This is a genomic window from Paenibacillus sp. FSL R5-0475, from assembly GCF_038004585.1.
Taxonomy (GTDB): Bacteria; Bacillota; Bacilli; order Paenibacillales; family Paenibacillaceae; genus Paenibacillus_AQ.
The window spans coordinates 4,413,978-4,438,055 of sequence record NZ_JBBORK010000001.1 but is presented as its reverse complement, the minus strand read 5'-3'; the positions used below and the strand labels follow the sequence as shown (position 1 = coordinate 4,438,055).

Here is a 24,078-nt window from a genome sequence, read left to right as displayed (position 1 = left end):
CAGCCTCCTTTTGTCCGGGCGTAGAATTGAATGTAGGCACTTCGGATAAAGCTTTTATTATAGATTGAAGCAAAAGGCTACTTTTTATCCGTTCTTGTCTAAAGGTACCAGTAAATTCTTCGCCGGAATCGAAATTGAGATGCCCTGCATATTTCACAAAAACAGGCAATTGTAAAGCGCACATGGTATAATATGAGGCAGCATCTTTCATCTGCAGCATCACATTCAGGAGGAAGCGGGGTTTATTATTTTGACGAATAAAACAGCAAAGCAGCCTAAGCCGGATTGGATTAGAATCAAGCTAACTACCGGTGATAACTATCAGGAAATCAAGAGCATGATGCGTTCTAAAACTTTACATACCGTATGTGAAGAAGCTAGGTGTCCGAATATTTATGAATGTTGGGCAAATCGAACGGCTACCTTTATGATTCTTGGTGATATATGTACTCGCGCATGCCGTTTCTGCGCTGTGAATACAGGGTTGCCGACAGAGCTGGACCTGCAGGAACCTGAACGTGTAGCAGAAGCTGCAGAGGGAATGAACCTTCGCCATTGCGTGGTGACCAGTGTGGCCCGTGATGATCTTGCGGATGGTGGCGCTCAGATTTTTGCTGAGACGGTAGCGGCAATTCGTAAACGCCTTCCGTTATGTAGTGTTGAAGTATTGATTCCAGATTTCCTGGGAGAACGGAATAGTCTAGAGATTGTTATGAACAGTAATCCAGACATTCTTAACCATAATATTGAGACGGTGGAACGGATGTCAGACCGTGTACGGGCTAAAGCGAAGTATCGCCGTTCGATGGAACTGCTGCGCAGAGCCAAGGAAATGAAGCCGGATATTCCTACCAAATCAAGCATTATGCTTGGAGTCGGTGAAGAGTGGGATGAGATTTTACAAGCAATGGATGATTTACGAGCCGTAAATTGTGATATATTGACTTTAGGACAATACTTGCAGCCTTCTCCAAAGCATTTGAATGTGGAGAAATATTATCCACCAGAGGAATTTGCGCTGCTTAAGGAAGAGGGATTGAAGCGTGGCTTTAGCCATGTGGAATCAGCTCCGCTTGTTCGCAGCTCTTATCGTGCGCATGAGCAGGTGAAATCTGCCGCTCAAGCTCGTGAGGAGCGCACGGTTTCTTCTAGTTAATTTTTTTGAAATAGTGACAAAGTCACAAAAAGGTTTTATTAAGGAGAGGGTTGAAGGAGCGATAGCGTTCTGAAACACTCAGCCCATAGGTTACACATAAAAAAACGTTGATTTGAGTCATTGGAGAGAAATGTTGGAGCTGTAGGAGCGTAGCGTTCGCCTTTGTTGATTAATTTCACCGCTGATGCGGTTCAAATAGAAGAAATTAATCAACAACAGCGACCGAAAGCCCAATATTTCTCGGAAATGACGGCATAATCAACGAAAATACTTTCCTTCGAAAGGCAGGCGACAAAAGGTTTGATCGTTATAGGCGGAAAAGGCTACGAACTAATGTTAGATCATAAGGATGGTTGGAATCCGGAGGCGTTTCGCGGAAGATATAGCGAAGTGCTGGAAAGATACGACTACATTATTGGTGACTGGGGTTACAGTCAGCTGCGTTTGAAAGGTTTTTATCGGGACAACCACCCAAAGGTGAATCGGGATACAGCGATTTCTGGCATGGTCGATTATATTAATGAATATTGCAATTTTGGCTGCGCATATTTTGTGTTGCATAAGTTAAAAGAGGTACCACAAGAGGGTTTGTTCAAGGATATTCTGATCAAAGAAATACCAGAGCCGAGTGAGGAAGAAGATTCGGAGCTAGAAGCTGAAGATAATGATGGAGCGGCTATAGATAAAGAGCTCTCCTCTAAAGAAACATCATCTAAGCAAGGTTCGAATTCATCTGCTGCATTTAAAGAGATGACTTCTGCTAAGGATAGACCTTTGAGAGAACATCAAAGTCGAAATCACCGGGGTAAAGATTCGCAAGGGAAGAAATCCAAAAAGGAATTTCAAAGCAGACCACCACAAGGTCAATCCCAAAAACCCCAAAACACACAAAAGCCTCAAAATAATCAAAACACACAAAACACACAAAACATAGAAAATCCACAATCTTAACGATGAAAGCTGACCATAAGTAGAGTCCTTCTACGAATGAGACAGCTTTTTTCTTTTGAATAGATATGTACAAATAATAAAGGCAGCAAACCCCATCTCTGGAGAATTGCTGCCTTTTCTTATGGATTATTTTATAGATAATTTCAATTGCTTTTGTGTAGCATTGTAACTCCATACGAGTGCCGGAAACTTCTTCTTAAAGGCATTTAATTCAATGTAGGTCTCACCATTCTGAGATAGCGCCTCTTTGGAGGAAAGCGTAAAGCCGGTAGACGTGCCTGTTCCGCTCTTTACGATGATCTTCTTGTTCTTGGCATCCCAGGTGATCTCGCCCTCGACAAGCGCAGCCAGCACCAGCGATGAAGCATAAGTTTTATCGCCCTGCTTCACAAGACCAACATTACCAGCAAAAGGAACCCCGTTGATATTTAAGATATGATGATCTCCGGTGACTTCTAAAGTCTTCATTCCAGCAATCTGCAGGGCGGTAATCAACTGTGCAGTTTTCCCTTTTACCTCAATATCCGGTGCGAGACCGATGTGATTAAAGTCTTCTTTTTTAGGTGTTAGATATTTCTGCGTGGTCAATTTCAGCATGTCGCCATTAGACACTGGAAGTAGGCTTTGAATACGCGCTTTGCCGTAAGAACGAGTGCCTACAACAGTAGCCAGCTTGTTGTCGCGCAGGGCGCCCGTAAGAGCTTCTGACGCACTTGCAGTGTATTCGTTGGTTAGAATTACGACAGGCACACCGATTTTGCTGCCACTAGTGATCGTTACAGGAGTTAACGCGCCACTTTGATCAGAGGTATACATCATGATGCCTTTATCCATAAAACTAGAGGCAATGTTGTATGCCGAATCCATGTAGCCACCCAAGTTATCACGTAAATCAAGCACCATGGATTTCATTCCCGCTGTACGCATCTTCTTCAGCATAGCGGCGAATTCTTCATCAGAATTCTGTGTGAAACCACTTAGCGAAATATAGGCAATCTTCGGACCAATGAGGGTTCCAAAAACGGAAGTCGAGTTCAATTCATTTCGGGTGACAACATAAGATTTTGTGACACCATTTCTGAGGATCAGCAGGGTGACCTTAGTGCCCGCGGCTCCACTTAGTTCCGAATCATCCGTTTCGTCAACAGGTATTCCGTTGATTTTGAGAATCGTATCGCCGCGTTTCAAACCTGCCTTTTCAGCAGGAGAACCTGGAGAGATTTCTTCGATGTAGAGCTCTGTTGGCGTATATTGAAGTTTAACACCGATGCCAACGTATTCGAGATCAACCGCATGTTCAAATTGCGCCGCTTCCTCGGAATTGAAGTATTGGCTGTATGGATCATCCAGTGTGTTCACCATGCCGTCAATTGCTCCGCGAATCAAAATATCTTTATCTACATCTGAAAGATTATAGTTCTCCAATAGCTTCATTACTTCATTAATAAGATCACTGTTGTCTGTGGAGGCTTTAGCGGCATCTGCAGCGGAAGCCAGTGGAGCAAATGTAATAGATAAAGCTAGACAGCTGGTTAACAGTGCACTTATTATTTTTTTTGATTTCATGGAATCAAACACCCTTTTTATTAGGATTTCACAAGTTTATTGTAGACGCTATATGTGTCATCGATTGTCCATACACCAGTATCCGACTTGGATAGAATATAGATAAGGCCCTGCTCATAAGTCTCCTCTTCACTAGCTTCCTTGTCTTTGCTTTCTACATATATAGCAGCTTCTTTGGCACTGTAATAATAAATATTTGAAATGCCTGGAGTATAGGTAATATCATACGAAGCAAAGAAATCATCCAAATCTGCCTTGAGAGAGGAATCATATTCTTCTCCATATGAAGTCATCGTGGAAAGAACTGCTGTAGGATTCTGTTCGTTCATTGCTTGATAATACTTGCTAATAGTACCTTTGATGGCATCCGCATCGTTTTGAGGGATGTTGGCTGCTGGTTTTATACCTTGTTCACGAGTAAGGAGAACGGTCGAGCTTTGGGATTCCACGGATGAAATCTTCCAGCTTCCGTTCTTGCGGACCAGGGTATATACGTATTCATTCTCTGTATCTGGAGTATAAGCCCCACCTATTCTGCGTGAACTTTCAAGCGTATACACAGTGGCTTCGTCAGCTGTAATGTCGAGGATTTCCAAGCTATCAATAGTATTCTTTATATCGAAAGCTTTAAAAGATTCATTGAGTTCGGCCACTGATTCCGTGTAAGAGTACTCCGAATCCATAAGGGAGTAGAAGCTAGTCGCTTTTTCTTCATTGAAATATTGATTAGACAAACGGATTAATGCTGTAATGGCTGCTTCGTCCTTACCTTTGGAGACAGGAGTAGTAATTTGTACACTTCTACTAGTAGAATTCCAGACAGCTGTGCCCCCGGTTGCCTCGGCGATAAAACGCAAAGGGATGTATGTAGTGCCGGCTGAGGAAACTGGTGCAGTGGTTAGTTTTTTAACGGTTCCGTTAACAGTAGCGCGGTTACTGCCAATTTTGAGGGTAATCGCAAGATTTGAACTTTTTCCTGTTACCGTTCCAGTTTTGGCATCCCAGAGAACTTGAAGTCCAAGCTTCTCAAATACAACCCGGAAAGGTACAAGTACAGAATTGTTCGCTAAGTATGGGGATCCAGCGGTGAAGGAAACCTTACTTCCGTTAATATAAACATCAATTGGTTTCGATGCTGCAAAAGCCGGGACCGCAAGTATGAGGGCCAGTAGACTTATGCTTAAGAGGGATAAAAATCTTTTCAACAGTACTCTCTCCTTTTATGTAACTCTTTGTAAAATAGCCTCATTATACCATTTGGCTTCTCTCTCAGTCTATCAGTTGGTGTTAGTTTTGTCACACAAAAAAGCCGGAGAAATGGATATCTCCAGCCACTGAAAATCGTTGGATCGAAGGTTAATCTTAAACTAAAAAAGCTTCACGTACACGGTTCCAGAACGGAAAAGGACGGTACCTGGCGAAACTGACCTTCTTGTCCGATACTTGGCAGCGTACTGAAATCAGATCATCTACTGGGATATTGTTATGATCTATCGTGAGTAGTAAGCGCTGATCCTTACATGAAAGAATATCGCAATGGTGATGCTTCGGCAGTAGTAATGGCGACCCCATTGTTCGAAATACGCGGTTGTTAATTGAGGCGATTTCGGCAATCTGCAGCGCCTCTATAGATGGGTGAACCATGGCTCCCCCAAGGCTTTTGTTATAGGCCGTGCTACCAGAAGGAGTAGAAATACAAAGCCCATCACCCCGGAACATTTCGAAGGTAACATCATTGATGTCAACTTGAATCATTATAGTTCCATCTACCCCTTTAAGGGTAAATTCATTTAGGGCAATGTGGGACGAAGAACCGGATTTCTTGTGGATTTCCAGCTCAAGCAATGGATATTTCACGATACGAGGTTTCTGAGGCTCAGAATCCTCGGTTCCGCACATGTAGTCGATTAAGGTGGGTAGCTCTTCCGCTTGCCAGTCCGCATAGAAGCCTAAGTGTCCTGTGTGCACACCTACGAAGGCTAGATTGGGGATTTGATCGATAAAGGTATGAAAAGCGTGCAGCATTGTGCCGTCTCCGCCAATAGAGATGACGATTTCGGGAGACTCGGCATCCAGTTGCAGGTCCCGCTCCGCCGCCAGCTTGTGAAACTGCTCGGCAAGTTTGATTGATAGTTCATCACCGCGGTCCAGAACATAATATCTCAAGATGTACAGGCTCCTTTTGTATAATTCAGTCATACACCGATCATAATCAATCTTGACCCGGAACACAATATGTTAATCAACTTCGCCGTACCCATCGAATCATTGTCATGAATACAGGGATAAGCAGTGAGACTAGAATTGCAGCAGTTAATAATAGGCTCAGCAGCGCGAGGCTTGCCGTTATCCCTGAGGCAGAAGGAGTAAAGGCAGCATAGGCTGGTAATGATACCCATGCGGTAGACAGTCCTGTGTTCATCACAGGGTTCCAGAGCAGCAAGACCAATCCTGATGCGAGTATGGCGTGAATTAGCCGTGCAGTCAAAAATGGCAGATACCGCAGCCCGGTACCGTTCAGAATACTTGCCACCTGGGCATGTACAGATAATCCGCCCCAAGAGAGAATGAAGGCAGCTGCCGCTACCTTGAACTGAAGCGGGATGGAAGCTGCGGCTTCACCTGCTGAACGGGCACCGATCGTCACCTCAAAGAATCCGCTAATGAGAGCCTGAGCTAGTTCTGGAGGACCACCTACAAGGGACACAAGATGTCCTGTCATGTTAAAGAGGGAGGATAGGATACCGGCACGGGCTAGCAGTTCCATTAGCACATTGAAGAATACAACCAAACCGCCTACGACAATAATAAGCTTTAGCGAGGACTGGATTGCTCCCTTTAATAGCTCCCCAAAGCTCCGTCCATCTTTGCGCCGAGCCTCCTCCATGGCAAGAAGTGCTGCATGGATTCTTCCAAAACCTTTTTTGGCTGGAACAGAGGGGGCAGTAGAACTAGTTATGGATGGGTCTTGGGAGGGGGAGCTCTGTTCTTTGCGTCCATGGAACGACATTAGCAAGCCAACAATCAAACCGCTCCCATAGTGGGCGAGGGCTAGGATGAGCCCCAACGATGCGTCTCGAAAGAAACCAACGGATACTGCACCTAACAGAAAGATTGGGTCAGAGGAGGTTGTGAAAGCGACTAATCGTTCGCCCTCTACTCTGCTAATCAGATTCTGTTCCCGCAGCTTAGCGGTTAATTTAGCGCCAACAGGATATCCTGATACATATCCCATCGCAGCGACAAACCCGCCGCTACCTGGTATACCAAAAAGAGGGCGCATCAATGGATCGAGCAGTGCTCCGAAGAGATGAACGATCCCTAGGCCTAGCATGATTTCGGATATGACGAAGAATGGAAATAGGGAGGGGAATAACACATCCCACCAGATGGCCAGGCCTCGTAAGGCTGCGCCAAGGGATGCCTCCGGATGAAGCAACATCAGCAGCATACAGCCCGCCAAAGTTAATCCCAGCAGTGGGCCGCCAATCTTTTTAAAAGTCATAATTAACGCCTCCTGATCTATGGTTAGATGTATGCGAAAAGAAGGACAAACAGCACAAAAAAAATAAAGGAAGCGGTTACATAAATCGGTGCTTTTTCGTTCGAAATATGATATTATGTAAATAAGAAATGCACCCTCTGTTACAAGAATAAATGGGATGGAGTGATGGCGATGAGCGTTGTAGCCGGAGTTCTCGTTTGTGCTTTTGTATATGTGATCCGGGTCTCTCTCGTCCCTTCAGGTGATGAAGAATTTCGGACCTACTGACAATAACCTCCAGGCGCTAAACTATAGTTTAGCGTCTTTTTTCTGCCGTTTAGGGGCACTTTCGACGGATATCCGAGCCGTGCTTTTTTTTGGTATAATAAAGTAAGAAACGTTTCATTAATATGGAAGAGAGCTGGTAACCTCAATGAATCCAAATGAGAGTATATATGAGAACCTAGGAGGAGCTGAGGCGCTACATCGATTGGTGGAAGTGTTCTATGCCAAAGTGCAGCTTCATCCGCAGCTGGGTCCGTTATTTCCTGAAGACATTTCTCCTGTTCTGGAGAAGCAGTATCAATTCCTGACACAGTTTTTTGGCGGTGGCCCATTGTATTCAGAACTGCATGGACATCCCATGATGAGAGCAAGGCACATGCATATTCCCATTACTCCAGAACGTGCTGAAGAATGGTTGCAGTGTATGAAAGAGGCGCTTGAGGAGACCGGAGTAGAAGAGCCGCTACGTTCGTTCGTGCTTAGCCGCCTTGCAGGTCCCGCACATCATTTTGTTAACATGCCCCAGGAATAATAAGGGACAGGTTGATCCTGAAAGGAATGAGAGTACTTGCCAGAGTTAATACCCCTATATTCTATTAAGGTCAAATGTTGCAATTGTGAACATGAATTTTCAACCTCTCGCGTACGCCCTAGCCTAAAAAAGGCTATCCGCCGCGATGCTGATTTTTGCGCATATTACAAAAACGAGAATCCGGATTATTATGTTGTACGTGTCTGCCCGAGTTGTGGGTTTGCCTCTACAGAAAATTCAGCGGACAAGCTGACGGATCTGCAGCGAAAAGCATTTAATGAACAGGTAGGAAAACGATGGAAGAGCCGTGACTTTGGGGATAAACGAAGCTGGGAAACTGCACTTGAGACCTATAAACTGGCGCTTTTATGCGCTCAAAGTATTAACGATAAGGATCGAATTATTGCAAGTCTGCTTCATCACATTGCCTGGTTGTATCGGTATCAAGGGAATACGGAACAGGAACAACGCTTTTTGCGCTATTCATTAGCTGAATATGTGAAGGTATACGAAAAAGACGGAATAGCTGGCAATGATGCCCGGCTCATGTATCTTATCGGCGAACTTAACCGGCGCATCGGAGAGTTCTCTGTGGCTGTAATGTGGTTCTCCCGCCTGATTAATGATCAGAAGATTATGGATGCTGCGATGATTCGAGCTGCCAGGGAGCAGTGGGTTGTGCTAAGAGAGCAAATGCGCGGCGAAGCTGTAGATATTGATGCCGATGGATTGCCTTCAGGTTCTTAAAATTTTACGAACAACAAAAAGCGCAGAAGAGAGTAATGCTCTCGTCTGCGCTTTATAAAAATGGTAAGATTGGGATTTAGATGACCTTCTATTTATCGGACTGCCCGATCGAATAGGAGGTAATCTCCGTCGTTATCTACAACTGTGGGACTGGCGCTGCAACATGGGAAGACAAGTAGTTTTTTCTTGCCGTCACGAACGATTTGCAATTCTTTTGGCTTCATAGGGAGAAGAACATTCTCCGAGTTGCAGAAAGGGCAATACTGCACATACATATCGCCTAAAATAATGTCATAAGGCCAGGTATGACTAAAAGGAATCATTGTGAATCCTTCCCAGAAGGAGACTCTTCATTTCCATCCTCAGCTTGCGGTGAATTCTGCTTTTTGGATAGCTCAGCTATTTTTTGTAGCAAAATATGTTGGGGCATATGCATCAAGTGTTCCAGTGGAACGCCTAGTTGCTTTGATAACGTTATGGCTGTTTCCGGTGAAATTTGTAGTGGCTTCATATGGATGCCCTCCTAAAGTTTATCGGCTATGAATGTTCCGGTATCGTTATTCACTTTACCACGGTGTTAATTCAATTACAAAGAAAACGAAATGAGAGCAAAGGAATGGTGAGAAGACATGAAACAACCATTATCACTGACTTGGGAACTTGATTCCATATTTCCTGGAGGATCGTCCTCTACTGAGTTAGAAAGCTTTTTAAAGAATCTTGAACAAGATATTACAGCCTTACAGGGTCTGGTGAAGAATGCTGTAGCTCCAACGGATGTTGAGTCTACAAAGGCGCTGGACGAGGTTGTAGAACTGCTTCAGAGCTGTTCAGGAAGACTTGTGGAGGTCTCTTCCTTCGCAGACTGTCTGGGCGCTCAGAATCAAATGGACAAAGGTGCGGTAAGACTGGCGGCTCGAGTGACAAGTATGCGTGCCGGATTCGAAGGCATTAGCTCACAATTCAGTAATGTGCTTCGTCAGACTACAGATAAGGTATGGGCAGAGTGGATGGCACGTCCGGAGATTGCTCCATTAACGTTCGTGCTTAGCGAGAGCCGTGACTTGGCCCGTGAGAAGATGAGCCCAGAGTTGGAAAGCTTAGCGCTTGAACTAGCCGTTGACGGATATCATGGATGGAGCGGGCACTATGATACGATTGTAAGCTCGATTAAGATCCCATTTGAGGATGAAGAAGGAACAAAGCTGCTCTCCGCAGGTCAAGCTTTTAACAAGCTGGATGATCCAGATCCGAAAGTACGTCAATCCATGTTCCATAAATGGGAAGAAGCATGGACCGAAGCAGCAGATAACTGTGCGGATACCTTGAATCACTTAGCAGGCTTCCGTCTGAAGCTCTATAAAGGAAGAGGTTGGGAAGATATTCTGAAAGATCCACTGAGCATCAATCGCATGTCACAAGATACTTTGAATGCGATGTGGGACGTGATTACGAATAGCAAGCCTGCACTCGTGACCTATCTTCAGCGTAAAGCTAAGCTGCTTGGACTGGATGCTCTTTCCTGGGTAGATGTCGAAGCGCCAGTGGGTAAATCTTCAGGTAAAATCCCATATGATCAGGCCGCTAAAGATATCGTTACCCAGTTCCGCAAATTTAGTCCGAAGATGGCAGAGTTTGCAGAGCGTGCTTTTGATAATAACTGGATTGAGGTTGAGGATCGTCCGGGAAAACGTCCTGGAGGTTTCTGTACATCCTTCCCTGAGAGTAAGGAATCGCGGATTTTCATGACTTATAGCGGTACAACTTCCAATGTTTCAACCTTGGCACATGAGCTGGGACATGCTTATCATTCTTACTTGCTGGATGATCAACCTGTATTTAATCAGAACTACGCTATGAACGTTGCAGAGACTGCTTCAACCTTCGCAGAGGTCATTGTATCTGACGCTCAGGTTAAAGCCGCTGGCAACGCTGAAGAGAAACTGGCGTTGCTTGAAACGAAAATTCAAAACAGTGTAGCCTTCTTTATGAACATTCACGCACGGTTCTTATTCGAGACTCGTTTTTATGAGAAACGTAAGGAAGGTCTTGTAAATGCTGAAGAGCTGTCTGAATTGATGGTGGAAGCACAGAAGGAAGCCTTCTGTGGGGTGCTTTCGGAATACCATCCTCATTTCTGGGCTTCTAAACTGCATTTTTATATCACAGATGTGCCGTTCTATAACTTCCCTTACACCGTTGGCTACATGTTCAGCACAGGCTTGTATCGACTGGCTCTGCAAGAAGGAGCGTCCTTTGCAGATAAATACGATAGCTTGTTGCAAGATACTGGTGTGATGACTTTAGAGGATTTGGTACTTAAGCATCTGGGTGTGGATCTTACGAAGCCGGACTTCTGGCAAGGCGCTACAGATCTGATTGTAGCTGACATTAATGAGTTCTTGGAGATGACGGAGCAATTAGTTTGAAAAAGTCTAAACTAAGACAAATTTAGCGGTAGAAAAAACAACAATTTTTCAGCATGAACACGCAAAAGCCCCTGATACAGGGGCTTTTTTTAATGATAAAATGTCGAAAAATCACGATTTATAAAAAGAAATATGCTATTAATCTATGGATTTCGCGCATCTATAGGGATAATAACCCAATTTTGCCGAATAATGTTGTTTGCCATTTGTTAGTAACCTATAATGAGTCTTAAGCCTTATATAAGGCACGCTAGAGTACCACTTGGCTGAACTCACAAAAATAAGCAAGCGCTTACGAAGTCGGTTCTGCGAAGTGCACTCAAATCAAGCTATGCTCACAAAACTTTTAGGAGGAGAAGTAATGCTTAAGACGGAACAACTATCATTAGCGAGACAGATGGATATGGTGTTTAAGGAGCTGCAGGAAGAATTATCGGGATTAACTTCTGGTACGGTTTTTGTGCAAATACGAAATAACATGATCGGAAAATTCGGGATACGACATAATCCTCTTTCTGGGCGAAGCGGGGGATTCACTGATGCAAAAGAAGGGATGACAGATGGACAACAGTCTTCTTTTCGACTAATGGCGCTGGAAAGCCTGAAATACAAGCGGCGTTGGACGCATGGTGAGATTTCTTATGAATTCGCCATTAGACAGGGAATGGTGATTGTAGATGCTACGTTGGAGTCCAATTATAATATGGCGAATCTAATGATTCGATCGTCTCGTAATGCCTATGCTGAAAGTTCCGAACAGTTTTTTGGTTAAGCGTTGTTTACATAAAATTTCAATAATTGTGAAAATCAAAAACCCTCCCACAGCTTCAGAAAGAAGTGTGAGAGGGCTCAAAAGCTACTCGGCTTTAGGCTTGATATGCCCTAGCCGGATAAAACACTTAAGATAACGTTGTTACTGACGACCAGACAGTTGTTGTTCTGCCAGTTGTACTAGACGTTTAGTGATGTAACCGCCCAGAGAACCAGTTTCGCGAGAAGTGTAGTTCCCGTAATAACCGTCAGCTGGGATCGTTACTCCAAGCTCCTGTGCTGCTTCATATTTCAACTGTTGCAATGCCGCAGTTGCTTGAGGAACGACCAGGTTATTGGAACGGCTGCTACGACCTTGACCTGCTTGACCCATGTGTGTCACCTCCTTCGCCCGTTGTGAAGATAGTATGAGCGCTAAGAGGTTAATTCATGCATCACTTCGAAAGGTTTTAAGGATGGTAATTATTAGTGAAATAAAAGTGAGGATAGAAATCCTTTATTACTAGGGATTACACAAAAAAATCGGTCTTCCCTTACGTAATCGCAAGGCAAGACCGATATAATGTATATCTGCTTTAAATCTCAGGATAGATCATTTCCAGCACGGTGGATAGATTCTGACTTTGACCGGGTTCTACCGTTAAAAGACCTGTGAAGGAAGCATCCTCGGATACATTCGGTGCATTCGCGAGCCAGGTATAGGGCTCAATACACAGAAATTGATCAGCCGGTCCTTTGGTATATAGCACCCAGTGACGGAATAGATTCTCGTCAGCAGTATAACGAAGGCCATAACCATCATCACGTAATAATAAGGCTTCTACAGGCTGTTTTTCTCCAATACGTAGAGCAGTATCAAAATTAGTTCCCTGCATGTTCATTCCGGTGTTCAAGGCTTCCAGATCACCAAGTGGAATCAGATTGCCGCTAGGGAGCAATTCATCGTTCAGTTCATAAATACTATTTACTGGGAGCTTAAGATTCCAGCGCTCAGGTTCTCCATCAATCATAAACCAGGTGTGATAACCGATCCCAAAAGGAATTCGATGATCTCCAAGATTTGTAACCTTTAAAGTTTGGGTAAATCGGGCTTCCTGAAGCCTAAACGTCATTTCGAATTTAAGTGGGATAGGGAATTGCTCCATCCAGTGTGGATCATCTTCCGTTCGGAATTCAGTAGTGACCGCGCAACCATCCTCATCTTCTTCAATATCGCTGACACACCAGGCCTGAGTTCGGTGTAGACCATGAATATGATTGTCATTAGCGGTATTCTGGTCAAATTGATAACTTGTACCCTCGAATTGAAATTGGCCCTTACGAATTCTTCCGGGTGGAATTAATAGCGGCATGCCAAAATGGTAAGGTTTTTGCATAAAGAAAGCTTGATCGCTTTCATCAGGCCGCCGTAGAATTTCCCGTTGTTTCTTGACATCAAACAATGAAATCACGTTATTTCCTAGTCGCGGCAAAAGCGTGACTTCCAGTTCACGGCTGTGCAAAATATAAGTATCATAACCGCCCCACTGCCCTTTGGTCACCTGTTTCATGAGATATGCTCCTTTATCGTAACTGTAATCGAATAGAACATGGATAACCTTATCATAACAGATTTATACGGTAGTGGTTAAGTGATTTGACAACTTCTCTTTATGGTTCTATGATGAAGGCATTAATTCATGATGATAATGTGATGACGGGGACAAGTAGGCAGGCATTGCACCTTCAGAAAGCCGGTGGTTGATGCGAACCGGTAGGACAAACCTGATGAATGGACCCCTGAGCGCCGAGCTTGAACGGGAGCTAGATACCCTAGTAGACCGGCCGGATCTTCCCCGTTAACGGAAGACTAAGGCTGTTTTTTCTTGTCCAACAAGATTAAGCAGCGAATAAGGGTGGCACCACGGTCTCACGTCCCTTGCGGATGAGGCTTTTTTTGCGTTCTCGGAAACTTAGAAATGACATCAAACGGAGGTCTATATTATGAAAAAAGTAATGTCAGGCATTCAGCCAAGCGGTTCACTTACATTGGGGAACTACATTGGAGCACTGAAAAATTTTGTGAAGCTGCAAGATGATCATCAATGTTTCTTTATGGTTGTCGATATGCATGCAATCACTGTAGCACAAGATCCTGCGGCACTGCGTGAACAGTCAGAATCCGTAGCGGCCCTCTTTATTGCAGCAGGAATTGATCCTGCACGTTCTAATGTCTATATGCAGTCGCATGTGCCACAACACGCTGAACTGGGTTGGATCATGACGACACTTACAGCAATGGGCGAGCTGGAGCGTATGACCCAGTTTAAAGATAAATCATCAGGTAAAGATTCTGTTGGCGCTGGTTTATTCGTCTATCCTTCCTTGATGGCAGCAGATATTCTTGTTTATAATGCGGATCTTGTGCCAGTTGGAGAAGATCAAAAACAACATTTGGAGCTGACTCGTGATTTAGCTGGTCGCTTCAATAATCGTTTTGGCGAATTCTTTACCATTCCGGAGCCGTACATTCCAGAGGTGGGTGCACGTATTATGTCTCTGGATGATGGCACCAAAAAAATGAGCAAGAGCAATCCTAACGCAGGCAGCTACATTGCTCTGTTAGATTCACCGGACGTAATCCGTAAAAAAATCAGCCGTGCAACGACTGATTCAGGACGTGAAGTAATTTTTGATCCAGCTAATAAGCCAGAGATCAGTAATTTGATGAGTATTTATTCCGAATGTTCTGGAATGACACTCCAGCAAATTGCCGATCGTTATGAAGGGCAAATGTATGGCGGCTTTAAGAAAGATCTTGCTGAAGTGGTTGTATCTACGCTTGAGCCTTTACAACAAAGATATAATGAAATTCGTAGCTCGGGTGCGATTACAGATATTCTTGCTGAAGGTGCTGGTCGTGCACGTATTGTTGCAACTGAGACGTTGAATGGAGTTAAAGAGCGGATGGGATTTCTGCCAGCTCGTTAATCTAATCAGCGCTTAGGCTTTCCTGTTTGCGTCTGATCTTGGCCTTGAGGATAAATCCCCAGCCAATATTCATGACACAGAGAAACCCGAGCAGAAGTGCCAACCAAAAGCTATAACTGATCGCGATTGAAGCGGCAGTAAGAATAAGAATAGAAGAACAAGCGAACCAAAGTGAAAGTCCTTTACCCATTAAGAGAGCCTTCCTTTCTATGTCTGCTAAAATGAATCCCGGAGTATGATAATAATACTCCGGGATTTTTTGTGATTATAGAATAGATCTCTGCGTAAGTCTACAGTTTCATCGTAAAGAACCAGGGTCAATGGAAAATCGTTTGTCGAGCTTCTCGCTGCTAAGCCAACCTACATAAGTATTTAAAGGTCGATATTGATTGTCCATCACTAATACAGCCACAAATGGGTATTGTTTGCGATGTAAATAACGTACGTCCCCCCAGCGCACCATATATCCTGAAGGGAGTTCCTCGACTTCGGCTACTGCATAAGAGGTGAAGTATAGAAAGGACTGAATATCAGGGTGCGACTTGGAAATCTCCACAGCAGGATGAGTCGAGCATACAGCATGTTTGAACCATTCCAGTCGGTTATTGACTAACTGCCCAACATCATAGCTGCCATCTTTTTTCACCTTGACTACGTTCCAGCGCTTTAGTGAAATTGTAGGGATTACAATATAACGTTCGCCGGCACTATGATGTAAATCCTTAAGCTTAATATTACGCGTGAGACGTGCGTGAACGACGGTTCTCCAAATATAATAAAGAATAGTACAGGCATACAGTGTAATAAATAAAGGTTGCGGTGGAATGATCCCGGTGATCCAGAGAAGGATGGCTGCGATATGGCTACCAAATATAAACGGATCAAAAATGTGGATGATGTTCCATGCAATCCATTTCTCCGTGAATGGACGTGCAGCCTGAGTGCCATAGGTATTAAATAGATCAGAAAATACGTGAACACCTACACCAATGAAGCTCCAGAGCGCAATATGGCTTAGAGCTTGTAAATCAGTAAAACCAAATAAGGGGCCTAACACGAAGGAAATCAGCGCAGGCCACAGAATTAGAAAGGGTAGGGAATGTGTGATTCCTCGGTGATTTCGAATATACATTGCATTGTCCTTCAGTCGTAGCGCAGTATCGGCATCAGGAGCCTGAGAGGCGAGCACTGTTGCCAGCATAACAGCCCCGGCCAGTTTCGGATCAGAAGCAACGATGGGATCAACGAAGGAAAGCCCGGCTAAGCCTAGGCCCATAACTAAATGTGTAGCAGTATCCATTGGTCAGTTCTCCTTTGTTGTTCGGAAGTTCTCTATTTAATAATTACCCAAATACAGCTCTGGTTATTAAGGGGATTGAAATAAATACAAAATAAATATTGTCACGTAATTGTCGAATTCATGAACTTACTGTTCCATGACTGTCAAAGTCTTCACGGGTTTGTTATGATAAAGTTAACAGCGAAGTTAAAAAACTTCGGTTAGAACGTTACATGTTCGTTTAGAAGGAGGATCATTAGGTGTGGACAATCATATAACATTTCAAGCTTCTTCCGACTCTGCAGCCATGTCTGCAAAATCTCCACCGGAAGGTGCTAGCTGGCGTGATTTCATTGCTGTAACAAAACCCGGTATTATCCGATCTAACCTTATTGCCGCCTTTGCGGGATATTGGTTGGCCTCGGGTTGGGATGTTCATTACGGCAGATTAGTTCTGACTCTGCTCGGTACTATGCTGGTTATGGCTTCGGCCTGCGTTTTTAATAACTATTTCGACCGGGATCTGGACATGAAGATGGAAAGAACCCGTGAACGGGGGCTTCCTACAGGACGACTAAAACCAAACACTGTGTTATTATACGCCATTGGGCTTGGTATTGCAGGTTTGATCGTGCTGTTTGCTTTTTCAGGTATGCTTGCCGGTCTGTTTGGAATTGTTGGTATGTTCGTTTACGTAGTAGTATACACGCTTTGGTTGAAGCGGACATCAACATGGAGCACCTCCGTAGGTGCGATTTCTGGAGCAATGCCCCCGGTAATTGGTTATGTTGCGGTTTCAGGAACGGTTGATCTAGGCGCTTGGCTGATCTTTGCCATGTTGTTTCTATGGCAACCCCCTCACTTCTGGGCGTTGGGCATTAGACGTAAAGAAGAATATAGAGCGGCAGGATTTCCATTGTTACCTGTAGTTAAAGGGACGCGACGTACGAAATTTCAGATGATTCCTTATGTAGCCCTTTTGCTGCCTATTCCAGTGTTAATGTACGCCTACGATTACGCAGGCATATTTTTTCTAATCATTTCATCAGCGCTGTCCTTGGCTTGGTTAGTATTGACCTTGATGGGCTTTAAGGCTAAAGATGATGAAGTCTGGGCGAAGAAGAATTTCCTCTTCTCCATTAACTACCTGACAGTTAGTTTGATCGTACTTGTATTGAATACGATTCACGGTTAAGAAGAGGGAGGGTATACGTGTCCGTGCAAACCTTTAAGCGTTACAAATGGACTTGGCTTCTGCTAATACTTGCTTTGATTATGGCTGGTTATCTGGCAATTAACTCTTTGAATTTAGGAAAAGAGAAATTGCCAGTAATCGGAGAAGTGCAGGACTTTTCTCTTGAAAATGTGAATGGAGACCAGGTTACTCTGGCTGATACACAAGGTAAAGCACGGCTGGTATACTTCTTTTTTACACAGTGTCCGGATGTATGTCCTATAACTACGTTTTTGTTATCTCAGACACAGAAGATTCTGGTCGAGGATGGCAGTTTTGGTAAAGATACGGGTTTTGTTTCTATCTCTTTTGATCCGAAGAATGATACTCGGGAAGCTATTAAGGCTTTTGCAGACCGGTTTCAGGCGAATTATGATGGATGGTATTTCTTGCGGGGGGATCAGGAAGAAGTTCGTAAGTTAGCGACGGATTCTTTTAAAGTACTAATCGCAGGGAATTCCAAAGAAAATTTCGTACATGCCAACCGTATAGCGTTAGTTGACCGGAACAATCAACTTCGTGCATTGTATGACGCAGGAGATACGGAGAACGTAACTCCTGAATTTCTTGCCGATCAGCTGACGGAATTGGCTCGGGAATAGAACATAAACATTAAAAACGCCTTTTTCGAATCCCTCTTTATTGAGCGGATAACGAAAAAGGCGTTTTTTTAAATAGACGATAGTATAAGTTTCATGCTATACATTATCCTTATACTTGTTTCAGCTAAAATGGAAGTGGTTCAGGGTAGACGATGAAATCTTCCAATCCGGCTTTTTCGAGCTGAGTGATGTTGTATTCATCAGGCGTACCTTCCACACCAGCATATCCGCGACGAGTATAAATATGATCGGCATCAGGGAAGGCATCCCGGAGCACACTGCGTATTTTTTTGCCAGAGCTATCGTTATCCAAATAAAGGTATACTTCTCCATCTCCTACTTGTTGCCGGAGGGATTCTAATTTTAGTGTATTTAATGTACCAAAGGTACATAGGATTTCTACTTCCGGTACCAGCACGCGCCGTAATCTGCTGCGATCGTTCTTACCTTCGACAATAATCGTTATGGACATTAGCTGACAATCACCTCCGGGAATGGGTCCAAGCTTCAGGCTCATTATAGTTTACCGAAGGATCGTCATTTTTAACAACTGTTTCTGCAGGAAAGTCTTCATTCCCCGGGAAATGTCGTAAAAGCAAAGAATCATGCGGCTCGCCCGTTCCATTTGGAAGTGAGGTTCGATAGTTTACCAGTGTTTTTAGGTGGAAGAAGAAGCAATGCTACCATTAGTATTAGAAAGGCTATGAAGTAAGGAGAAACGAAGGACCTTAGCTGTCCAGCAGCCACGGGCCCAGCGAATGCACCGAGTGACATGGCTATCGACTGCATGGAGAAAGTCCGACCCATTCGCCCAGGGCCACCGAGACTAATAAAGAGTGATGCCATTGCAGGAAACAACACTCCTTTGGCTGCGCCGAGCATAAAAAGAATCGCAGCAGTCGGAATCCTGTGAAATGAGGCGAGTGCAAAGAAGCTGATGGCCATTCCCAGTAATGCCGCTGCTATTCTTCCCCCCGGAGAAAGACGGTTAAGGAAGAGCATGCTGAGCGTTACCAAAGCACCTAAACTGAGGAGTGACAGTAGGATACCAGTGGAAAGAATACTGTTGCTCCCTGTTTGAGATAGCGGGAGCTCGAAAAAGAGAACGCCTTGTGAACAGGAAACGAAAAAAGGTAAAAGGTAATACCGTTTGGATACCAGATCATCATCTTTCGTTGGTATAGAAGGTTTATCTGGAACTTTTAATGCTGATGGCGCTGAGCTTAGCGGCTTTAATATATGTCTCGAAGGTGCAGGTACACTAAAAAAAGCCATGATTCCTGTTGCGATAAGGAGCCATCCAAGTGTGGTGAAGGTGCCAGAGTAGCCGGCTTTTGCTACGATAAAAGCTCCCGCAGCAGGCGATACAACTGAAGCTAACGTATGAACGATACCATGTCCGGACATATATTTACCCTGCTCTGTGGCATCCGATGACAAAGAAGCGAGTAACGTCATACAGGCTGGAGAGAGGAAAGCGAGCACGAATCCACTTGCTGCTCTTAGCATCAGCAGATGCCATGGAAGCTGTACATGAGCTTGCAGCAGTAGGATAGCTCCCGCTGCGACAAGGCTGAAGACGATGTAGCGGCGGGAGCCATTACGATCGACTAGTACGCCTGCAAGCAGATTGCCGGGAAGGTGGGTCAACGAGTACATGCCCATCATCCAGCCAATAAAGGTGGGTCCCGCACCAAGAGAGATGGCAAAGGGCGTAAGGACGGGATACTGAGCATGTAAATCGAAGAACGCCAAAAAGAGAAATAAGTATAGCCACAGCGCAGTTTTCACAGGGAAACACCTCCGAGAGCCACCTACAGCACAAGTGAATGCAGGACGGCGTAATAATGAAGAACGAATTCTTAAGCACTACTTGTACTTTACGTGGGACAGAGAGGGCTTATACCGCTTTTTTAATTCCGCTGGTAGGTATACCTTTTACGGAGGGTGGAACCATGAATTATGATGGGTATTCATGTATAATAATTAATATTGGCGTTATGTCTATGGGAAGAGAGAATCTTTGGGACGAAACTAGGCGATAGGGGTGTTGTGAGATTGATGGATCCAGAGGTATGGTCACAGTTTATAAGGGAAAATTGGCTAGTTATTGTAATTGCGCTTGTCCTGCTGTTTGCGGTTGTTAATTTGGTTAAAACCGTTCTGAAATGGGCGATTGTCATTGTGATCGTTGTAGGTTTGTTCATCTATAGTGGTGTTACAATGGACCAAATTGGTAACGCTGTGAATAAGGTGGCAGATGGAACGGTAAGCACGCTAAAGAAGGAAGCGCAAGAGGTTATGCTTAAAGAAGCGCAGGATGCGAAGTACACTTCAAATGGAGACGGGACCTTTACGATTACAACGCCGAATATTGAAGTGAAGGGCGCAGCGGGTGAAGATAAAGTAGAGGTTACTTTCCGTGGTGTGAGTCTTGGGAAGTGGAGTGTTACAGATACGACAAAAACATTTATCGAGGAAGCCCGAAAACATCAATAACAGGCTTGGACTCAAAAATATAACAAGCGAGCAAGCACGCGACTGAAAGGAGAGAGCGGATATGATAAACGGATGGATGACTAGTGTGAGTGATGCTAATATCATCTCCATCGCCCTCCTGCTGGTTGTAGTCTTCTCTCTATTGCAAGGCTGGAGCAGAGGTTTCTCAAGCGCTACCGGAAGATTATTTGGGCTGCTGGGAACAGGATTATTTACTATAGCATCTTTGGTATTAGCTATCCCAGCTGCGGCCTACCTCAATCCCTATGTAGAGACTTGGGCATCGGGTATTAGTCTTCCTGATACGAAGCTTACACAGTGGCAGCAAATTTATTATACGGCGGTGTCTGTGTTATCAGAATCACCGCTAGTTCGATTTCTATTGTTACTCCTGATTTCTTATCTGTTAATTCGTATGCTCTTAGGACTGTTATCCATGTTGCTTCCTTTTCCACAATTGCGGCGTACTAAGAAGTTTAAAGACAGAAAGATTACGCAGGTAAGCCGTATGGGAGGAGCAATGGTTGGATTAATTATCGGCTTAATGCGTAGTCTGGTAATTGTTCTCGCTCTTTTCATCTGTGTTGGATTAAATCCGGAGAGTGGATTTAGTCGTTATGTGGAGTCCTCACCAATCTATAGTCAGAGCGCTGCTGCTGTATTTGAACCTATTGTTGGTGAGACTGTGCAGAAGAAACTTCCAATTCTGACGAAGACCGTTGCAGCAGAGATGAATGATATCCTTCGCAGAAAATATGAGGTTATCGATCATGAAATTCCTCAGGATATTATAGGAGCAGCAGAAGACATTGTTGGACAAGCGCAAGAAGAAGAGAAAAAAGCGAGACTTCTCTATGATTGGGTAGGTACACGCGTGACTTACGATTATGCTAAGGCTGACAATTATTTGCAAAACAGGGTCTGGCATGAACAGACACCACAGGATACATTCGACACTCGGCAAGGGGTATGTATAGACTATGCCCGACTGTACGCTGTGATGGCTCGTTCACAGGGCTTGCAGGTACGGGTTGTAACAGGTCAGGGTTATGATGGGCGTGGCGGATATGGTGCACATGCTTGGAATGAAGTATATATAAGTGATCGGCAAGCTTGGATTCCGCTGGATCCGACTTGGGCTAGCAGTGGAGATTGGTTCAATCCGAAGGATTTTGATGAAACGCATATTAGGGAGAACGCCCTCTGAGTGAGGGCGTTGAACTCCTGGGGTGTGGTACAATAAACTCAAGTAACGTCAGTTCTAACTTAAATGCGAGGGCATGCTCACAATAAGCAGCTAAGAACTCACCTTCATCATAAGAGTAATGTCGCAGGCAAAGGGTTGTCAGACATTTTTTTAAAATATAAGAAAGTATAAGCACTATACTTTATGTCTTATATTTCTCGCTTAAACACTTACCTTCCTTATAAGGACGGTCAAGGCGTTTATGCTTGTAGAAGGGGAGAAAGCTGGTGAGTTTGTTTGGTAAGCAGCTCCCGCCTAAGGACGGGATATCTTCAAGAAATTCTGTAGGCTTGAGACTGAATATTTTTTTCTTTGGCACTTTTTTTATTTTTTGTATTATTATCGTACGTCTTGCAGGTTTACAGTTTACTGAGGGAGCTCTGTTGAGTGAAGAAGAAACGAGCCGGGAAACGAAAATTGTTCCGCTCGCAGCGATGCGTGGGATTATTTTTGCTGCCGAAGGAGAGCAGATTGCCTATTCAACACCTACCGAGTCGCTTTACCTTACATTAACTAAAGATTATACAGCTAGAACGACAGATAAAGTAACGGGTGAGACCTCACTTACGGAGAAGGCGAAGAACAACTCCGATATGCTTGCAGCAAGGCTTGCAGCTGATTTTGCTAAATATGGAGATCCGAATGCACCGAAGCTGACGCAGCAAGATATCTTGGATTTATTAGATTTAGATTTCAAAAAGTATTTAGGTTATGTGCCGCGACGGATCAAGACTGGATTAATTCCAGAGGAAATAGCCTATTTCATGGAGCATAAAGACAATTATCCGGGGCTAACGATCGTGGAGGAGAGTGTTCGTCACTACGATAAAGATACGGTAGCGGTACAGACAGTCGGCTTTGGAAAGCCGTTTAAATCGACTGAAGATATAGCGATGTATAAGAATGTCCGTAGTGAAATGAAAAAAGATTCTCCCCCTGGACTTATGTATAAAGCAGAAGAATATGTGGGGTTTGATGGTCTGGAAATGCAGTATCAACGAGAGCTACGAGGAGAAAATGGTTATCAGGTCATTTCGGTGACTCCTCAGAATATGGCTGAGAAGGTTGAACAGAACGTTGCTCCTGTAAAAGGTAATAATATTTGGATGACCATTAATAAGAAGATTCAGATGAAGACAGAACAGGCCATATTGGATCAGATTAAATGGTTGCATACCAATGCTGTTCAAGGTGAGACGCATCCAGATGCTTTAACCGGATACGCCGTAGCAATGGAAGTGGAGACTGGAAATATTGTCGCCATGGCAAGCATGCCGGATTACGATTCAAATGTATGGACTAAAGACTCCTTACCAACACCTGTTTGGAATAAAATAATGAATAATCATCTAAACGGTACGATTACTTCGAATTCATCTGGTAGATCAGGTCATGATTTTAGTTCACTTGTATTTATGGGATCTACGATCAAACCATTAAGTGTGTTAATTGGTTTAAAGGAAGGTTTCTTTAATACCTCAACAACCTATTCAGATGTGGGCATTACTTATTTCGGTAAGGATAATAAATCATCCGTAAGAAATTCATCGGGTCACGTATATGGTTCACTAGATCCGGCCAAGGCGATTATGAATTCCTCTAATGTATTTATGATTGATATGGTGGGTAAGCAGCTTTACAAGAAATATCCGGGGGATAAAGGCATTGAGGTATGGGACAGATATATGAAAGAGTTCGGGCTGGGTGTATCTACGAAAAGTGGTCTCCCAGGTGAATCACCGGGCCAGATTAACTATACTGATCTTAAGGCCGCAGGCAGCTCGCAGGCCGCACTTATCTATGCTTCTTTTGGCCAACAGGGCAGTTATACTACATTGCAGCTTGCCCAGTATGCTTCTACTCTTGCAAATGAAGGAGTGCGTATTAAGCCTCAACTCGTTAGCAAGATCACGGATGCGCAAGGTAAGGCGGTTAAGGAATTTCAAAGAGAAGTGCTTAATACGGTAACGTTTGACAAATCCTACTGGAAAGAGATCAAACAGGGGATGAGCAGTGAAGTTAGTGCCTTTGATGATTTTCCTTATGATTTTGCACGTAAGACAGGTACCTCTGAAAAAACAGACAGAAAAAATATAAACCGTGATAATGGGGTATTTATTGCATTTGCTCCGCGAGAAAATCCGAAGCTAGCCGTAGCGGTTGTTATACCAGAAGGGGGCTTTGGCTCCAAAAGCGCTGCTCCGGTGGCTCGTAAAATTTTTGACGCCTATGATTGGGAGTATGGGCTCGATGGTGTGCCAAAAAAGAATGTTGCTCCTGCGTCAGACCCCGTTCAAAAATAATTAGAGAAAAAGGAGAGAAATAAA

Annotated in this window: 24 protein-coding genes and 1 other annotated feature; of the genes, 12 read left to right on the top strand and 12 right to left on the bottom strand. The window is 44.1% G+C overall.

Features of this window, described 5'->3' with window-relative positions:
* Positions 1-250: 250 nt before the first annotated feature.
* Both lipA and MKX41_RS19880 read left to right on the top strand, forming a co-directional pair.
* Positions 251-1,156 (top strand): lipoyl synthase, encoded by a 906-nt coding sequence (gene lipA, locus MKX41_RS19885; RefSeq protein WP_042191639.1) that lies wholly within the window; start codon positions 251-253, stop codon positions 1,154-1,156.
* A gap of 333 nt (positions 1,157-1,489) precedes the next feature.
* Positions 1,490-2,107 (top strand): YutD family protein, encoded by a 618-nt coding sequence (locus MKX41_RS19880; protein ID WP_081951311.1) that lies wholly within the window; start codon positions 1,490-1,492, stop codon positions 2,105-2,107.
* 126 nt (positions 2,108-2,233) lie between these two features.
* On the opposite strand, the gene MKX41_RS19875 is transcribed toward MKX41_RS19880, so the two are convergent.
* The 4 genes from MKX41_RS19875 to ylbJ all read right to left on the bottom strand — a co-directional run bounded on the left by MKX41_RS19875 (position 2,234) and on the right by ylbJ (position 7,178).
* Positions 2,234-3,673 (bottom strand): S41 family peptidase, encoded by a 1,440-nt coding sequence (locus MKX41_RS19875; RefSeq protein ID WP_340972760.1) that lies wholly within the window; start codon positions 3,671-3,673, stop codon positions 2,234-2,236.
* 20 nt (positions 3,674-3,693) lie between these two features.
* Entirely contained in the window at positions 3,694-4,878 is a 1,185-nt protein-coding gene (locus tag MKX41_RS19870) for a copper amine oxidase N-terminal domain-containing protein (RefSeq protein WP_340972759.1), read from the bottom strand.
* Positions 4,879-5,035: 157 nt separating this feature from the next.
* Positions 5,036-5,839 carry an NAD kinase gene (locus tag MKX41_RS19865; protein ID WP_042191633.1) on the bottom strand — a complete coding sequence of 268 codons (804 nt, stop codon included), beginning with the start codon at positions 5,837-5,839 and terminating at the stop codon, positions 5,036-5,038.
* Between the two features lie 76 nt (positions 5,840-5,915).
* Positions 5,916-7,178 (bottom strand): sporulation integral membrane protein YlbJ, encoded by a 1,263-nt coding sequence (gene ylbJ, locus MKX41_RS19860; protein WP_340972758.1) that lies wholly within the window; start codon positions 7,176-7,178, stop codon positions 5,916-5,918.
* Positions 7,179-7,590: 412 nt separating this feature from the next.
* Between ylbJ and MKX41_RS19855 the strand changes: the two genes are divergently transcribed.
* Together MKX41_RS19855 and MKX41_RS19850 are read left to right on the top strand one after the other, a co-directional pair.
* Positions 7,591-7,974: a globin domain-containing protein gene (locus tag MKX41_RS19855; protein ID WP_042191628.1), complete on the top strand. Its 384-nt coding sequence runs from the start codon at positions 7,591-7,593 to the stop codon at positions 7,972-7,974.
* Between the two features lie 36 nt (positions 7,975-8,010).
* Positions 8,011-8,721, top strand: coding sequence for a DUF2225 domain-containing protein (locus MKX41_RS19850; protein ID WP_076285264.1), 711 nt, complete (start codon positions 8,011-8,013; stop codon positions 8,719-8,721).
* 92 nt (positions 8,722-8,813) lie between these two features.
* Here MKX41_RS19850 and MKX41_RS19845 read toward each other — a convergent pair whose 3' ends face one another.
* Together MKX41_RS19845 and MKX41_RS19840 are read right to left on the bottom strand one after the other, a co-directional pair.
* Positions 8,814-9,044 (bottom strand): hypothetical protein, encoded by a 231-nt coding sequence (locus MKX41_RS19845; RefSeq protein ID WP_042130921.1) that lies wholly within the window; start codon positions 9,042-9,044, stop codon positions 8,814-8,816.
* Positions 9,041-9,232: a YycC family protein gene (locus tag MKX41_RS19840; RefSeq protein ID WP_042130920.1), complete on the bottom strand. Its 192-nt coding sequence runs from the start codon at positions 9,230-9,232 to the stop codon at positions 9,041-9,043. Before MKX41_RS19840 ends, MKX41_RS19845 begins: the two co-directional genes overlap by 4 nt.
* Before the next feature lie 118 nt (positions 9,233-9,350).
* Between MKX41_RS19840 and MKX41_RS19835 the strand changes: the two genes are divergently transcribed.
* Both MKX41_RS19835 and MKX41_RS19830 read left to right on the top strand, forming a co-directional pair.
* Entirely contained in the window at positions 9,351-11,150 is a 1,800-nt protein-coding gene (locus MKX41_RS19835; RefSeq protein ID WP_340972757.1) for a M3 family oligoendopeptidase, read from the top strand.
* A 361-nt stretch (positions 11,151-11,511) separates the two neighbouring features.
* Positions 11,512-11,922: an O-methyltransferase gene (locus MKX41_RS19830; protein ID WP_340972755.1), complete on the top strand. Its 411-nt coding sequence runs from the start codon at positions 11,512-11,514 to the stop codon at positions 11,920-11,922.
* Positions 11,923-12,063: 141 nt separating this feature from the next.
* Here the strand turns inward: MKX41_RS19830 and MKX41_RS19825 are convergent, their stop codons facing one another.
* Positions 12,064-12,294, bottom strand: a complete 231-nt coding sequence (locus tag MKX41_RS19825) for an alpha/beta-type small acid-soluble spore protein (RefSeq protein ID WP_042130917.1) — start codon at positions 12,292-12,294, stop codon at positions 12,064-12,066.
* A gap of 202 nt (positions 12,295-12,496) precedes the next feature.
* A complete protein-coding gene (locus MKX41_RS19820) occupies positions 12,497-13,471 on the bottom strand; it encodes an aldose 1-epimerase (RefSeq protein ID WP_076300354.1) in 975 nt (324 codons plus the stop codon).
* 134 nt (positions 13,472-13,605) lie between these two features.
* Positions 13,606-13,843 (top strand) — a binding site (T-box leader).
* A gap of 61 nt (positions 13,844-13,904) precedes the next feature.
* Between MKX41_RS19820 and trpS the strand changes: the two genes are divergently transcribed.
* Positions 13,905-14,891, top strand: a complete 987-nt coding sequence (gene trpS, locus MKX41_RS19815; protein ID WP_042191616.1) for a tryptophan--tRNA ligase — start codon at positions 13,905-13,907, stop codon at positions 14,889-14,891.
* Position 14,892: 1 nt separating this feature from the next.
* Here trpS and MKX41_RS19810 read toward each other — a convergent pair whose 3' ends face one another.
* The gene (locus tag MKX41_RS19810) at positions 14,893-15,081 is read right to left on the bottom strand and encodes a hypothetical protein (RefSeq protein WP_042130914.1); all 189 of its coding nucleotides are present in this window, start codon (positions 15,079-15,081) and stop codon (positions 14,893-14,895) included.
* A 108-nt stretch (positions 15,082-15,189) separates the two neighbouring features.
* Positions 15,190-16,191 carry a metal-dependent hydrolase gene (locus MKX41_RS19805; protein WP_042191614.1) on the bottom strand — a complete coding sequence of 334 codons (1,002 nt, stop codon included), beginning with the start codon at positions 16,189-16,191 and terminating at the stop codon, positions 15,190-15,192.
* Positions 16,192-16,432: 241 nt separating this feature from the next.
* Between MKX41_RS19805 and cyoE the strand changes: the two genes are divergently transcribed.
* Together cyoE and MKX41_RS19795 are read left to right on the top strand one after the other, a co-directional pair.
* Positions 16,433-17,365: a heme o synthase gene (gene cyoE / locus MKX41_RS19800; RefSeq protein WP_042191612.1), complete on the top strand. Its 933-nt coding sequence runs from the start codon at positions 16,433-16,435 to the stop codon at positions 17,363-17,365.
* Positions 17,366-17,382: 17 nt separating this feature from the next.
* Complete coding sequence (locus MKX41_RS19795; RefSeq protein WP_331281395.1) at positions 17,383-18,006, top strand: SCO family protein; 624 nt, start codon at positions 17,383-17,385, stop codon at positions 18,004-18,006.
* A 124-nt stretch (positions 18,007-18,130) separates the two neighbouring features.
* On the opposite strand, the gene MKX41_RS19790 is transcribed toward MKX41_RS19795, so the two are convergent.
* Entirely contained in the window at positions 18,131-18,478 is a 348-nt protein-coding gene (locus MKX41_RS19790) for a DNA primase (RefSeq protein ID WP_042191609.1), read from the bottom strand.
* A 131-nt stretch (positions 18,479-18,609) separates the two neighbouring features.
* Positions 18,610-19,797: an MFS transporter gene (locus MKX41_RS19785; RefSeq protein ID WP_340972753.1), complete on the bottom strand. Its 1,188-nt coding sequence runs from the start codon at positions 19,795-19,797 to the stop codon at positions 18,610-18,612.
* Positions 19,798-20,067: 270 nt separating this feature from the next.
* Here MKX41_RS19785 and MKX41_RS19780 point away from each other — a divergent pair, with 270 nt between their 5' ends.
* The 3 genes from MKX41_RS19780 to MKX41_RS19770 all read left to right on the top strand — a co-directional run bounded on the left by MKX41_RS19780 (position 20,068) and on the right by MKX41_RS19770 (position 24,054).
* The gene (locus MKX41_RS19780; RefSeq protein ID WP_042191604.1) at positions 20,068-20,505 is read left to right on the top strand and encodes a hypothetical protein; all 438 of its coding nucleotides are present in this window, start codon (positions 20,068-20,070) and stop codon (positions 20,503-20,505) included.
* Positions 20,506-20,566: 61 nt separating this feature from the next.
* Positions 20,567-21,712, top strand: a complete 1,146-nt coding sequence (locus MKX41_RS19775; RefSeq protein ID WP_339243427.1) for a transglutaminase domain-containing protein — start codon at positions 20,567-20,569, stop codon at positions 21,710-21,712.
* Positions 21,713-21,978: 266 nt separating this feature from the next.
* On the top strand, positions 21,979-24,054 hold the full coding sequence (locus MKX41_RS19770; protein ID WP_340972752.1) for a peptidoglycan D,D-transpeptidase FtsI family protein: 2,076 nt from the start codon (positions 21,979-21,981) through the stop codon (positions 24,052-24,054).
* Positions 24,055-24,078: the final 24 nt, after the last annotated feature.